The sequence below is a fragment of the Pseudomonas sp. NFACC16-2 genome (assembly GCF_900119205.1).
In the GTDB taxonomy this organism is placed as follows: Bacteria; Pseudomonadota; Gammaproteobacteria; order Pseudomonadales; family Pseudomonadaceae; genus Aquipseudomonas; species Aquipseudomonas fluorescens_Q.
This window is the reverse complement of sequence record NZ_FPIX01000017.1, coordinates 110,199-124,667: the sequence shown is the minus strand read 5'-3', so window position 1 is coordinate 124,667 and position 14,469 is coordinate 110,199. Positions and strand designations below refer to the sequence as shown.

Below are 14,469 nucleotides of genomic sequence, written 5' to 3'. Positions count from 1 at the left end.
TGCTGAAGGAGGGCGACCGCCACTACGACTACGACGCCTTCGGCAACCTGATCCGCGAACGCCGCGGCCAGGCCCTGGTCAGCGCCTACCGCTACGACAGCCAGCACCGCCTGATCGGCGTCACCACGGCGGGTGGGCGTGAAACCTCCTACCGCTACGACGCCTTTGGCCGACGCATCAGCAAGACCGTGGACGGCCTGACCACGGAATTTTTCTGGCAGGGCGACCAAGTCGTCGCCGAAAACAGCCCGCGCCACCACCGCAGCTACGTCTACGAACCCGGCACCTTCCGCCCGCTGGCGATGCTCGACGGCGAAGGCCCCGACGCCCGCCCGTTCTACTACCACCTCGACCACTTGGGCACCCCCCAGGAACTGACCAACCCCGCCGGCCAGATCGTCTGGTCGGCGCGCTACAACGGCTACGGCCAACTCACCGAACTCCCGCACGGCGGCGGCGAACAGCTGGAACAACCGCTGCGCTTCCAGGGCCAATACTTCGACCCGGAAAGCGGCCTGCACTACAACCGCCACCGCTACTACAATCCCGAGACCGGCCGCTATTTGACGCCTGACCCGAGCAAATTGGCGGGTGGGCTCAATGGGTATCGCTACACGGTGAACCCGACGGGGTGGGTGGATCCGTTGGGGTTGGTGGATTGCCCGGGGAAGGGTGGGTGTCGGCCGGCGGTTGGGGGGCAGGATCCGGCGGCGAAGGTAGCTGTTAGTCGAACAGAACCCAAGCTGCCTACTCCTAAGAAAGAAGAGGATTTTCTGTATCGCGGTGATGAGCGAGAACCAGAAGATGTTTTTGAAAATGGCTTTAAAAGCAAAGGTAAAAGCAAGGATCTATTTTTACACTCTTTGGATAGTGATTGGCCTCCTAGTTATTATATTAGTACCTCCTATTCACGAAATGTGGGGAAGAAGTTTGCCACTGGTGAATACACGAGGATAGGGTACTTGTATACATTGCAAAAAATCCCAGGGCATGATCTACAAAAGGAGCTGGGAGCTGCATATTTGTTCGGGGCTGAAAAAGAGATTGCAATTCCAGGTCGTATAAGTAACGAAGATGTGCTTGGCGCAACCTTAATACTTGATAATGGAAAGGAGTTTGGTTACTCCATCCCTAATCCTAATAGGAGGATAAAAAAATGATTTCTACAGTGGAGGTGCAGGTATCTAGAGAAGGAAAAAAAGAACGTACCTGTCTTGTATGTGACTCTAACAAAATTACGATTACTTTCTGCGCGACAGATGGTGTCGACAAAACTTATGTAGGTGGAAATTTTTATAAGTGCTTTGCGAGTCTTAGGCGAGACAATCCAGATATCACCTTTTTCTGTAAAGGTGCCAAGAGAAATGTTTATCCGTCCGGCATGTCGGCACAGATGTCGCTTGGGCTAAAAGCGTATGAGTTGAGTATGGGTGTCACTCCATCACTCGATGATATCGTTTATATATTTGAATATGATGATAGTAACTTGGCAAACGATCCGGATGAACAAGAAGCTTTCTTTAAGGAATGGGTTGAGTCTCGTTTGATATAGCTATGAGCATGAAATGGCAATTTTCGAACAGGTAGGTTCATCACTGATCAACCTACCCTTACCTCCCCCCCCCAGCCATTAAAAAAACCACCCCTTTGGCACCGATAACATCGTTTCTCGGGCGCGCGGCTTTTCCCTATATTGGCCCTCAGATCCGGTGGATGGCTCAACGTCCACCCCCTCAGTGTGAGTAGCCTCAATGAACAATAAACCTGACAGCACAGGGCTTGATAATGCGGGAGCAGGAACCCGGGCGGTTTGGGGTGGGGAGCAGGTCAGGCACCCCTACAACGCCACGCAAACCCCCATCGTGGCCAGCGCCGCGTACGGTTACGACGACATCGACGTCTGGTACGACGTCGCCTTGGGCAAGGCCCCCGGTTTTATCTACAGCCGCATGAGCAACCCCACCGTCGAGACCCTCGAAGCCAAGATTCGCGAACTGGAAATGGCCGAGTCCGCCGTGGCCTTCAGCAGCGGCATGGCGGCGATCAGCAGCGTGCTCTACACCTTCCTGGCCCATGGCGATCGCGTGGTGTCGACCAAGGACAGTTACGGCGGCACCAACAAGATCTTCGAAGAGTTCCTGCCGCGCACCGGCGTGACGGTGACCTTGTGCGAGACCTTCGATCACGACGATCTGGAGCGTGAAATCGCCAAGGGTTGCCAGGTGCTCTACCTGGAAACCCCCACCAACCCCACCCTGAAAATCCTCGACATCCCGCGCCTGGTGGCAGCGGCCAAGCGTGTCGGTGCCGTGGTCGTGGCCGATAACACCTTCGCCACGCCGCTGAACCAGAGCCCACTGGCCTTGGGCGTGGACGTGGTGATTCATAGCGCGACCAAGTTCCTCAGCGGCCATGGCGACGTGCTCGGTGGCTTGGTGTGTGGCCGCGAAGCCTTGATGGCCCAGGTGCGGCATTACCGGGAAATCAACGGCGCGAGCCTCGACCCGTTCTCGGCCTACCTGATCATCCGTGGCATGAAGACCCTGGCACTGCGCATGCGCCAGCAGCAACACAGCGCCCGGGCCCTGGCCGAATTTCTCTGCACCGAACCGTTGGTGGAGGCGGTGAATTATCCCGGCTTGCCCAGCCACCCGAACCACGCCGTGGCTTGCGCGCAGATGTCCGGTTTCGGCGCCATCGTCAGTTTTGTCCTGGTCGGTGGCATGGACACGGTCAAATTGCTGCTGCCACGCCTGCGCTTCGCCCATTGCGCGGGCAACCTGGGCGCGGTGGAAACCATCTACGGTCCGGCTCGCACCACCAGCCATGTCGAGAACACCTTGGAAGAACGCCTGGCCCTGGGCATCTCCGAAGGTTTGGTGCGGGTTTCGGTCGGCATCGAAGACACGGACGATCTATTGGACGATCTGAAACAGGCCTTCGCCTTCGTCAAAAAGACCCTCACCCCGCAACTCAATGAAGCCCCTATCGAGACCGCAAGCTGAAGTTTGAAAGTTGGTACCCCGCCACAAGGCTGTGAGTGGGGCGTTCATGAATAGGAATAATAATAAAGCTTAGTGGCGATGCACTTTTACTCTGCCCAATAACTTGTCGCGGACGTTAATGCGCGCCCTAACAACTTTCATGAGAACAACCATGTCCATAAAAGAACAACAACTCAATACGCGTGCCGGTTTTAAACAGGAAATGCAGACGCGCCATATTGTCATGTTGGCATTAGGCGGCGTCATTGGTACCGGGCTGTTTCTCACGTCCGGGTATACCGTCAACCAGGCCGGCCCCATGGGCGCGGTGATCGCCTACATCATTGGCGCGCTGATGGTCTACATGGTGATGATGTGCCTGGGGGAACTGGCGGTGCAGATGCCGGAAACCGGTTCGTTCAGCACCTACGCCACACGGTTTCTAGGCCCGGGCACCGGCTACACCGTGGCCTGGCTGTATTGGCTGACGTGGACGGTGGCCATCGGTTCCGAATTCACCGCGGCCGGCATCCTCATGTCGCGCTGGTTTCCCGACACACCGGTGTGGATCTGGAGCGCGCTGTTCGCTGGCGTGGTGTTCCTCACCAACGTGATTTCGGTGCGTTTGTTCGCCGAGACCGAGTTCTGGTTGTCGTTGATCAAAGTGTTGACCGTGGTGGTGTTCCTGCTGATTGGCGGTGGCGCGATTCTTGGCCTGTTGAACATCGACCAGGCCCACAGCATCGGCTTGAGCAACTTCACCCGCGAAGGACTTTTTCCTACCGGTTTCATGCCGATTGCGATGACGCTGCTGGCGGTGTCCTTCGCGTTCTCCGGCACTGAACTGATTGGCATCGCCGCTGGTGAAACCAAGGACCCGCAACGTAATGTGCCGCGGGCCATCCGCACCACGGTGCTGCGCCTGGCGGTGTTTTTCGTCGGGACCATTTTTGTCCTGGCGACCCTGTTGCCCCGCGAGCAAGCCGGTCTGGTCGAAAGCCCCTTCGTCACAGTGTTCACCTACATCGGCATTCCATACTCCGCCGACATCATGAACTTCGTGATCATCAGCGCCCTGTTGTCGGCGGCCAACTCCGGGTTGTACGCCGCCTCGCGGATGCTCTGGACCCTCAGCGACCAAGGCCACCTGCCCAAGCAGTTCTCGGCCCTGACCCGCATGGGCACGCCGCTCAACGCGATCATCGTCAGCATGGCCGGCGGCGCCGCTTCGTTGCTCAGCAGTGTGTTTGCCGCCGACACCATCTACCTGGCGCTGGTGTCGATTTCCGGTCTGGCCGTGGTGGTGGTGTGGATGAGCATCGCCGCGAGCCAGATCGCTTTCCGGCGTCACTATGTGGCCAACGGCGGCGACATTCGCAAACTCAAGTTCCGGGTTCGCGGCTATCCGTGGGTGCCGCTGGGGGCGCTGGTGTGCTGCAGCCTGGCGTGCATCGGGATCGCCTTCGACCCTGAGCAGCGGGTGGCGCTGTACTTCGGCTTGCCGTTCATCGCCTGGTGTTACTTCGTGTATTACATTACCCGCAAAAGCCGCGAGCGACGCTTGTCGGTTGCCCTCGTGGCACAACCGTCCGACGCGTTCTAAGGCGCGTCGACGGGGCGGGCAAACGTGCCCGGTGCGTGGGGGTCAACGAGGTCCAGATCATGAAGCAAAAAACGTTGCCCCCATTGAATTGGCTGCGGGCATTCGAAGTGTCGGCCCGCTGCCTGAACTTCACCCACGCCGCCGACGAACTGTTTTTGACCCAGGGCGCGGTCAGCCAGCAGATCCGCCAATTGGAAAATCATCTGGGGGTGGCGCTGTTCAAGCGCTTGCCCCGTGGCCTGGGCCTGACCGAGGAGGGCCAGGCCTACCTGCCGGTGGTGCAGGACGCGATCACGCGACTGGCGGTGGGCACCAACGAGATCTTTGGCCAGCACAAGCGCCGGCCAATCAAGGTGCGCGGCAGCCTGGCGTTTTTCGTGCACTGGCTGGCGCCGAAACTGGTGGATTTTCGCCAGGTGCATCCGCACGTCGACATCCGCTACATCAGCAACATCTGGGTCAAGGAACTGGACGGCGAGGACGACATGGAAATTCGCTGGGGCCACGGTCAATGGCCCGGCCTGGTGTCGCAACGCCTGACCTGGGACACCTTGTTCCCGGTGTGTTCGCCAGCCTTGATGACGACGCTGAAGGTGCCGGCGGACGTGGCCAAGCATCCATTGCTGCACGTGCTGGGCTACGAAGAGGGTTGGGGTTACTGGCTGAAAATGGTCGGTGCCGACTCGGTGGATTCCTCGACCGGCATGCAGTTCGACACACTGGTCTGCACCTTGCGCATGGCTGAACTGGGGCAGGGCATCGCCCTCGCGCGGTCGTCGATGGTCAGTGAGTTGCTGGAAGACGGGCGCCTGGTCGAACCCTTCGCCCTGCGCATCGAGGCCAGCGAATCGTTTTACCTGGTGCGCAGTTCCGGGGCCGAGCAACACCCGGACGCGGTGCGGTTTTCCACCTGGCTGGTGGAGCAGGCGCATCGTTTCAAGTGAGCCGTTTCAAGTGAATATCCGGAGTTGACCATGCGCTATGTGAGTACCCGAAATTCCGCCGTGCAGGTCGATTTCGAAAAAGTTGTGCTGTCGGCCATCGCCGAGGACGGCGGGCTGTTCGTCCCCGTCGAACTGCCGCAGTTCGCACCCCAGGACATCGCCAACTGGTCGACATTGTCCTATGACGAACTGGCCTATCGGGTGATGCGCCCGTTCGTGGGCGAGGCGATCCCCGAGGCCGATTTCAAGCGGGTGCTCAAGGAGGCCGGCAGCCGGTTCAGCCATCGCTCCCTGGCGCCGTTGCATCAGGTGGATCGCAATGAATGGGTCCTGGAATTGTTCCATGGGCCGACCCGCTCCTCGAAGGATTTCGCCGCGCAATTGCAGGCGCGGCTGGTGCAGTACTTTTTGCGCAAACGCGGGCGCCGTGCCGTGGTGATCGGCGTCACCAACGGCGACACCGGCATGGCCGCCATCGAGGCCTTCAAGCACTGCGACGAGACCGATGTGGTGGTGATTTATCCCGAGGCCGGTGTACCGCAAGACCAGCTTCAAGACCTGCAAGCGACGGCCCATCCGCGGGTCCATCAAGTGGCCGTCGATGGCAGTTTTGATGACTGCCAGACCTTGGTCACCCAATTGTTCCGACAGCACGAGGCGATCAGTTTCAACTCCAGTAACTGGGTCAGCGTCATGGCGCAGTTGGTGTTTTATTTCCATGCCGTGTTGCAACTGGGCGGCGGCCAGCGGCCCATCGGTTTCAGCGTGCCGGCGGCGAGCTTTGCCGAAGTCTATGCCGGCTACATCGCGCAGAAGATGGGCTTACCCATCACGCAGATGATTGTTGCGACCAATCAGAATGACGCCCTGCATCAGTTCTTTTTGAAGAACCATTACTCACGATTGCGCGCCAGCAAGACCCTGTCGCCGGCCATGGACTTGTCGATTTTTTCCAACCTGGAGCGGTTTCTCTGGGAGCTCTATGGGCACGACGACCAGGCCGTGAGCGCACTGATGCACACCTTCGAAACCCATGGCGAAATGACCATCGCCAACGAGTTCTGGCTACAGGCGCGGATGATCATCGACTCGTACGCGGTCAGCGATGAGCAGACGCTGGAGGAAATCACCTCGCTGCATCGCGACACCGGCTACATCATCGACCCCCACACCGCCACCGGCGTGCTCGCGGCGCGCCTGTACCGACGCAGCCTGGTGGCGCCGATGGTGACCTTGGGCGAGATATCCCCGGCCAAATCGGCGGCGTTGCTCGGCGAGTTGGGGATCCACATCGCGGCGCAACAACGCCCGGTTTCCGAGCATGGCCCGGCGCAGATTCATCGCCTCCAGCCGGACGACCTTGGTGCCCTCCATCAACTGCTCGGCGCCCTATAACCGGAGGCCCCATGAAGCGAATTCTCGACCCCCTCGACGAACGCATCATCGCCGAACTGCGCCTCAACGCCCGCGCCGCCCACGCCGAACTGGCGGCCAAGGTCAACCTCTCGCGCAACGCCGTGCGCCAACGCATCGAACGCCTCGAACGCGACGGCGCGATCCAGGGCTACACCGTGCGCACCGGGGAGGGCGCGTACGCGTCGTCGAACATCAACGCGGTGATCTTCGTCTACCGCTACGACCGCATGCGCGGTGCCGAGGTGTTGCAAGCGTTGCAGGCCATGCCGGAAGTGCTGCAGTGCGATGTGATGAGTGGCGAGTTCGACTTGATGCTGCGGGTGGGCGCGGCGAACCCGGAGCGGGTGCATAAGGTGTGGAAAGAGATCTCGGCGTTGCCGGGGGTGGAGAACACCGTGACGTCGTTTGTGCTGTCATCGGTGGTCTAGGCGCGTTGTCTGGCCCACCCACAAAACCCTGTGGCGAGGGGATTTATCCCCGCTGGGCTGCGAAGCAGCCCCCAAGCAGGCTGAACTCAATCAACCTGGCACACCGCGCCGGATGATTTTGGGGCTGCTTCGCAGCCCAACGGGGATAAATCCCCTCACCACAAATGACCTTGCCAACTGAATGACAAAGCCAACCCCTGTTGGTTTTTTTTATGCCTGCCAGCCTGCCCACCCCCTGGTCAAAACGCCCAAAAAATAGAGCAATTTGCCATATTTCACTGCCCGCCCCACCCCCCTAACCTAGATCCCAACAACCTCATCACCCGGATCAAGGACATAACAAAAATGACTGAATACAAACTGGCGCTAGTCGGCTTCGGCGGTGTGAACCGGGCATTGACTCAGCTGATTGCCGAGCGTAACGAAAGCTGGAAAACCGACCTCGGCTTCACCCTGAAAATCGTCGGCGTGACCGACCTGTTCCTCGGTTCGGTGATGGACCGCCACGGCCTCGACGCCGCATCGCTGGCCAGACTGCCAGCCACCCAAGGCGCCATGGCCCAACTGCCCGGCGGCACCGTCGACGCCCTCAACGAAGCCGTGATCAAAGACTGCGGCGCCGACATCATCGCCGAAGCCACCTTCACCAACCCGGTGGACGGCGAGCCCGCCACTTCGTTCTGCCGCTGGGCCCTGGAGCGCGGCAAGCACGTGGTCACCACCAACAAAGGCCCCATCGCCCTGCACGGCGCCGAACTCAAAGCCCTGGCCCAGCGCAACAACGTCGCCTTCGAATACGAAGGTTCGGTCATGAGCGGCACCCCCGTCATTCGCCTCGCCAAACAATCCCTGGCCGGCAGCTCGATCACCGGTTTCGAAGGCATCCTCAACGGCACCTCCAACTTCGTCCTCACCTGCATGGAAGGCGGATCGGGATTTGCCGAAGCAGTCAAAAAAGCCCAGGAACTGGGCTACGCCGAAGCCGACCCAACGGCGGATGTCGAAGGCCATGACGTGCGCCTCAAAGTCGTCATCCTCGCCAACGAACTGCTGGACGCCAAACTCACCGTCAACGACGTCACCTGCCGCGGCATCTCCGCCCTCAGCCTCGCCGACATCGAAAAAGCCCGCGAGGACGGCGCCCGCTGGAAACTCATCGGCGCCGCCACGCGCCAGGCCGACGGCTCCATCAGCGCCAGCGTCGAACCGCGCCTGCTGAGCAACGACCACCCACTGGCCAGCGTCAGCGGCGCCACCAACGCCGTGTCGTTCACCAGCGAACTGCTCGGCGCCGTCACCGTCTCGGGCCCGGGCGCAGGCCGCACCGAAACCGCCTTCGCGCTGCTGTCAGACATCATTCACATCCACCAATCGGCAACCCGCAAACAGGAGCACAACCTGTGAACGTATCGCGCCTGGCCCTGGCGGTCGTCGAACCGCACATCGAAGTCCTCAACCCCTTTGATGGCAGCATCGTCGGCACCGTCGCCGACGTGTGCGCCTCAGAAGTCCCGCAACTGCTCGAGACCGGACGCAGCGGCGTAAAGGCCTGCGCCGCGCTGCCACGTCATCGCCGCGCAAGCATTCTCGAACAAGCGGCACTGAACATCGAACGCGACGCCAAAGCCTTCGCCCGGCTGATCGTCGACGAAGCCGGCAAGACCCTCAAGCAGGCCGAAAAAGAAGTCAAACGCTGCGTCAATACCCTCAAGCTCTCCGCCGAAGAAGCCAAGCGCAACGCCGGCGAAATCGTACCATTCGATGCCTACGAAGGCGCCGAATCGCGCCAGGGCTGGTTCACCCGCGAACCCCTGGGCCTGATCGTCGCCATCACCCCCTACAACGACCCGCTGAACCTGGTCGCCCACAAACTCGGCCCGGCCATTGCCGGCGGCAACGCGGTGATCCTGAAACCGTCCGAGCTGGCGCCATTGTCGGCGCTCAAATTGGTCTCGTACCTGGTCGCCGCCGGCCTGCCTGAAACCGTGGTCACCGTCGCTACCGGCGGCGCGGAACTGGGCAAAGCCCTGGTCGCCGCCCGCGACGTGCGGATGATCTCCTTCACCGGCGGCTTCGTCACCGGCGAACAAATAGCCCGCACCGCCGGCCTGAAAAAACTCGCCATGGACCTCGGCGGCAACGCCCCGGTCATCGTCATGGCCGACTGCAACCTCGACGCCGCCGTCGACAGCTGCCTCTCCGGCGCCTTCTGGGCCGCCGGGCAAAACTGCATCGGCACCCAACGCCTGCTCATCCACGCCCCGATCTACGCCGCCTTCCGCGAACGCTTCGTCCAAAAGGCCCAAGCCCTCGTGGTCGGCAACCCACTGCTCGCCCACACCGACATCGGCCCGATGATCACCCAGCAGGCCGCGCAGAACGCCGAACAGGTGGTGAACGAAGCCCTGCAACAAGGCGCCACCTTACTCTGCGGCCACCGCCGCCAAGGCGCCTGCTACGCCGCGACCGTGTTGGAAAACGTCGACCATGCCAGCCGACTCTGGCGCAACGAGGTCTTCGCGCCGGTGGTGGTGTTGCAGCCGTTCGAGACGTTTGATGAAGCCATTGCGCTGGCTAACGAACCTGAATATGCCCTGCATGCCGGGATTTTCACCAATGACCTGTCCACGGCTATGAGTGCCGCACGACGGATCGAGGCGGGAGGGGTGATGATCAACGACTCCTCCGATTTTCGTTTCGATGCGATGCCGTTCGGGGGCTCCAAGTACGGCAGTCTGGGCAGGGAAGGGGTGCGGTTTGCGTATGAGGAAATGACCCAGCCGAAGGTGGTTTGTTTGAATACGTTGGGGTGAAAGGGACGGGTGTTTATTGGGGCGTGGGGATCCAGGTGCGGGTGACGTTGTCTTGCGTGCTTGCGTAGAGAAGTGTTGCTTACCTGTCATGTCGCTAAAAAGCCATTTTGGCGACACGTTCCATTCTCATGTCGTCGTCAGCGACATGAGAATGGAACGTGTCGAAAAAATTGAAAAACAGCGACACGTTATCCCCTCGTGTTTACACTGACGACATGAGAGGGTGCCTGACTGAACGCCCTTGCCCTTTAATCTAAAGGACCAGGATCGCCCCCATGACTGCAGCCCCTCACATCTGGCAGGCCGATAAGCCGTATAACCAATTACCGCCTCTGCCTCCCGCAGCCGAACTGGAAACCCGTGCAGTACTCAAGCGCTGTATCGAGGCACGCACGGCCTTGGCTGAGTTGAAGCAGGCAGCCGAACTGATCCCCAACCAAACGATGCTGATCAACACCATCCCCCTGCTGGAAGCCAAGGACAGTTCTGAAATCGAAAGCATCGTCACCACCACGGACTTGCTCTTTCAGCATGCCCAGGAGAGTGACGGTCATGCCGATCCGGCGACCAAGGAAGCCCTGCGCTATCGCAAAGCCCTGCACTACGGCTTCCTGTCGCTGACCGAGCGTCCATTGTCCACGGGCACGGCAGTCGAGATCTGCCGCACGCTCAAGGGCGTGAACATGGACATTCGACGCGTACCGGGCACCCAGTTGGCCAACGACCGTACCGGCGAGATCATCTACACCCCACCGGACGGCGAAGATCATCTGCGTAATTTGCTCGCCAATTGGGAGCGTTTCCTGCACAACGAGACGGACCTGGACCCGCTGGTGCGTATGGCCGTCGGGCATTACCAGTTCGAGGCGATTCACCCGTTCACCGATGGCAATGGCCGTACCGGGCGGGTGCTTAATACGCTGTACCTGATTCAGGAGGGGCTGCTGAATCTACCGATCCTCTACCTCAGCCGGTACATCATTGCTCACCGAGCCGACTACTACCGTCTCCTGCTCGACGTCACTCGTGAACAGGCATGGGAGCCTTGGCTGCTCTACATGCTCAGCGCCGTGGAAGAAACCGCCCGCTGGACCTGCGCCAAAATCGCCGCCATCCGCAGCCTGTCTGAACACACTACCCAATTCGTTCGTGAACGACTGCCGAAAATCTATTCCCGTGAATTGGTGGATGTGATCTTCGAACAACCGTACTGCCGCATCCATAACGTCGTCGAAAAACAAATTGCCGGGCGCCAGACTGCTTCTCGCTACCTCAAAGACCTCGTCGATATAGGGGTTCTGCAAGAGGCGCAGGTCGGCAAGGAAAAACTCTTTATCCATCCAAAGCTTATGCAGTTGCTGGCTCGCGATAACAATGAGTTCAAGCCTTACGGCTGACTTCTCAGCGGATATTGTTGAGGTGAGGTAATGAGGGCACGCACTTGCCCCAGGTATAAAAAAGGTCTTGCCCAGCAAGGCCTTTTTTTGTGCCCGAGCATTCGGAATCAGCCCCATCAAACCAACTGACCCACCGCCATAGCAGACACTTCACACCCCCACTGTGGGAGCGAGCTTGCTCGCGATAGCGATACACCCGTCACCCTCAGAACCGCTGACTCCCCGCCTTGTTGAGCTTTGCGCACGACGCCCAAGCTCAGTCGAGCAATCCCTCTATGCATTACTTCCACCTGTTGCCAGTTACGCAAGCTTTCCACTGAGTAGTGGCTAGAGCACCGAGCGTGCCGGCAACGTCGTCGATCTTCCCGTGAACGAACTTCTGCAAACGCTCAAGGCTGAAACGTATCAGCTTCAAGAAAAAACCAAATTATGCACAAATGCATTTTTTTGCTTGACCCGCATGCATGAGTCTCTATAAGGTGGCTTCACTGTATGCGCATCCAGTATTTCTAAAGCATCATTTATTTGAATCCATTCATGGACGAGGTATTACCTTATGAAAACCACCACTGAAAAATTCGGTGTAACCCCCCATCAACCCAGCCTCTGGACCCGCGCTGATGCGCTGAAAGTCCGGGCGGACGATCCCACCACCACGCAGCCGCTGGTCAGCGCGGATTTCCCGGTACTGAACAACGACGTGTTTATCTGGGACACCATGCCCCTGCGCGACTTGGACGGTAACGTGACGTCCGTCGATGGCTGGTCGGTGATCTTCACCCTGACGGCCGATCGTCATCCAAACGACCCGGCGTACCTCGATGAGGACGGCAACTACGACATCCTCCGCGATTGGAACGATCGTCACGGTCGAGCAAAGATGTACTACTGGTTTTCTCGTACCGGCAAGAACTGGGAATTCGGTGGCCGCGTGATGGCCGAAGGCGTTTCGCCGACCGCTCGCGAATGGGCCGGCACGCCGATTCTGTTGAACGACCGAGGTGAAGTGGACCTGTATTACACCGCCGTCACCCCAGGCGCGACCATCGTCAAGGTGCGCGGTCGGGTCGTGACCACTGAACACGGTGTCAGCATGGTCGGCTTCGAGAAGGTCAAGCCGCTGTTCGAGGCCGACGGCAAGATGTACCAGACCGAAGCCCAAAACGCCTTCTGGGGTTTCCGCGACCCATGGCCTTTCCGCGACCCGAACGATGGCAAGCTGTACATGCTGTTCGAGGGCAACGTGGCCGGTGAGCGCGGCTCGCACAAAGTGGGCGAGGCCGAAATCGGCGACGTGCCACCGGGTTATGAAGATGTCGGCAACTCCCGCTACCAGACCGCCTGTGTCGGCATCGCCGTGGCCCGCGACGCGGACGGCGACGACTGGGAAATGTTGCCGCCACTGCTGACCGCCGTGGGCGTCAACGACCAGACCGAACGTCCGCACTTCGTGTTCCAGGATGGCAAGTACTACCTGTTCACGATCAGCCACACCTTCACCTACGCCGATGGCGTGACCGGGCCGGATGGCGTGTACGGTTTCGTCGCGGACTCGCTGTTCGGCCCCTACGTGCCGCTCAACGGTTCCGGCCTGGTGCTGGGCAACCCGTCCTCCCAGCCATTCCAGACCTACTCGCACTACGTGATGCCAAACGGCCTGGTGACCTCCTTTATCGACAGCGTACCGACCGACGAAACCGGCACGCAGATTCGTGTGGGGGGCACCGAGGCGCCAACGGTGGGTATGAAAATAAAAGGGCAGCAGACGTTCGTGGTGGCTGAGTACGACTATGGGTACATTCCGCCGATGCTCGACGTTACGCTCAAGTAATAGCGACGCTGGGGTTTCAGGCAGCGGGTTTGAGGTCGATGACAAAACCGCTGTGGATATGATCGAGATATCCCGCCTGATTTATTGCGATGTTGGTCGCGAGTCCCGTTGAACAACGAGGAGTAACACTGCTTCGCGACTGGCTGCAAGGATGCAGCCAGTCGCGAATGCATTTCCCTGCGACGTATGTACACAAGCGCCTCTGTGGGAGCGAGCTTGCTCGCGATAGCGGTGCATCAGCAACATTCTGGCCAGTTGTTTATCGTGACTCCACGAGACTAGCCAAGACCGACATCGCCTTGCGCCATTGCCTACAACTACGCCAGAATCCGCCGGCTTGTGCGTCTTGGGTCACGTCGGTAGTTTGGGTCCTGTCACTGCCCATCAGTGATCGGGTTTAGTCGCCCAGGGTGAAACAGGTTGTGCAAGGCGTCATCCAGTCAGGATTCCCATCCTGCACTTGATGGTGGCTGTGCGCAGGGCGTCCTCGGACGCGCCGGTTTCTTGTTTCCCCGGTCGACTAACCTGCGTACAGCTGCCTCCCATCGTTTAGTCGCGAGCGGGTGATGGCTCCAACTACAGGAAGCAAGACAATGGCAAAAGATACTCCGAACCCCCCTGATACGAACGAGCACGTCTCCCGTGCTCAGTCTGCCCGCAACAAGAAAATCGACGACGCTGCCACGCGAGCGTTGGATTACTACCTGAAGCCTAAGCCTAAGAGCGAAACGTCTGACAAGTCGGACTCCATTTTACGGATTGACCCTGGGGTTGATTCTGAGTGTTTGCTTGCGAATCTCAGTGAAAACCTGGCTTCGGCCAATGCCATGATCAATGATTTGGCGTTTGGTCTTGAGGGATCACGAAGGCATTTTGCGTTGGGGATTTTGCAGGTGATTGAGGTGAGTGAGCTGTTGGCGAATCGGGCTTTGGATATTGTTGAGGTAAGGTAGAGCGGAGCGTTAACTGCCTTCTGGCGTAAAAAAGGTCTTGCTTGGCAAGACCTTTTTTACGGGGGGCTTGAAATAGCGGCGACATGTAAATGTATGCACT

General features: G+C 59.3%; 12 protein-coding genes. All 12 read left to right on the top strand.

Going from position 1 to position 14,469, the window contains the following annotated elements; all coding sequences use genetic code 11:
- Positions 1–1,160 (top strand): RHS repeat-associated core domain-containing protein (locus BT116_RS16060; protein WP_175557955.1); only part of this gene is annotated, 1,160 nt, incomplete at its 5' end.
- On the top strand, positions 1,157–1,552 hold the full coding sequence (locus tag BT116_RS16055) for a hypothetical protein (RefSeq protein WP_072345478.1): 396 nt from the start codon (positions 1,157–1,159) through the stop codon (positions 1,550–1,552). The genes BT116_RS16060 and BT116_RS16055, both read left to right, overlap by 4 nt.
- A gap of 199 nt (positions 1,553–1,751) precedes the next feature.
- Positions 1,752–3,005 (top strand): cystathionine gamma-synthase family protein, encoded by a 1,254-nt coding sequence (locus BT116_RS16050; RefSeq protein ID WP_072345476.1) that lies wholly within the window; start codon positions 1,752–1,754, stop codon positions 3,003–3,005.
- Between the two features lie 151 nt (positions 3,006–3,156).
- Complete coding sequence (locus tag BT116_RS16045) at positions 3,157–4,587, top strand: amino acid permease (protein ID WP_072345474.1); 1,431 nt, start codon at positions 3,157–3,159, stop codon at positions 4,585–4,587.
- Between the two features lie 59 nt (positions 4,588–4,646).
- Positions 4,647–5,531, top strand: coding sequence for a LysR substrate-binding domain-containing protein (locus BT116_RS16040; protein ID WP_072345472.1), 885 nt, complete (start codon positions 4,647–4,649; stop codon positions 5,529–5,531).
- Between the two features lie 30 nt (positions 5,532–5,561).
- Positions 5,562–6,926 (top strand): threonine synthase, encoded by a 1,365-nt coding sequence (gene thrC / locus BT116_RS16035; protein WP_072345469.1) that lies wholly within the window; start codon positions 5,562–5,564, stop codon positions 6,924–6,926.
- Between the two features lie 11 nt (positions 6,927–6,937).
- The gene (locus tag BT116_RS16030) at positions 6,938–7,375 is read left to right on the top strand and encodes an Lrp/AsnC family transcriptional regulator (protein WP_072345467.1); all 438 of its coding nucleotides are present in this window, start codon (positions 6,938–6,940) and stop codon (positions 7,373–7,375) included.
- A 345-nt stretch (positions 7,376–7,720) separates the two neighbouring features.
- Entirely contained in the window at positions 7,721–8,779 is a 1,059-nt protein-coding gene (locus BT116_RS16025; protein WP_072345465.1) for a homoserine dehydrogenase, read from the top strand.
- A complete protein-coding gene (locus BT116_RS16020) occupies positions 8,776–10,188 on the top strand; it encodes an aldehyde dehydrogenase family protein (RefSeq protein ID WP_072345463.1) in 1,413 nt (470 codons plus the stop codon). The genes BT116_RS16025 and BT116_RS16020 overlap by 4 nt, the downstream gene beginning before the upstream one ends.
- 275 nt (positions 10,189–10,463) lie before the next feature.
- Positions 10,464–11,585: a protein adenylyltransferase Fic gene (gene fic, locus BT116_RS16015; protein WP_072345461.1), complete on the top strand. Its 1,122-nt coding sequence runs from the start codon at positions 10,464–10,466 to the stop codon at positions 11,583–11,585.
- Between the two features lie 556 nt (positions 11,586–12,141).
- Entirely contained in the window at positions 12,142–13,416 is a 1,275-nt protein-coding gene (locus BT116_RS16010) for a glycoside hydrolase family 68 protein (protein ID WP_072345459.1), read from the top strand.
- A 593-nt stretch (positions 13,417–14,009) separates the two neighbouring features.
- A complete protein-coding gene (locus BT116_RS16005; protein ID WP_072345457.1) occupies positions 14,010–14,369 on the top strand; it encodes a DUF6124 family protein in 360 nt (119 codons plus the stop codon).
- Positions 14,370–14,469: the final 100 nt, after the last annotated feature.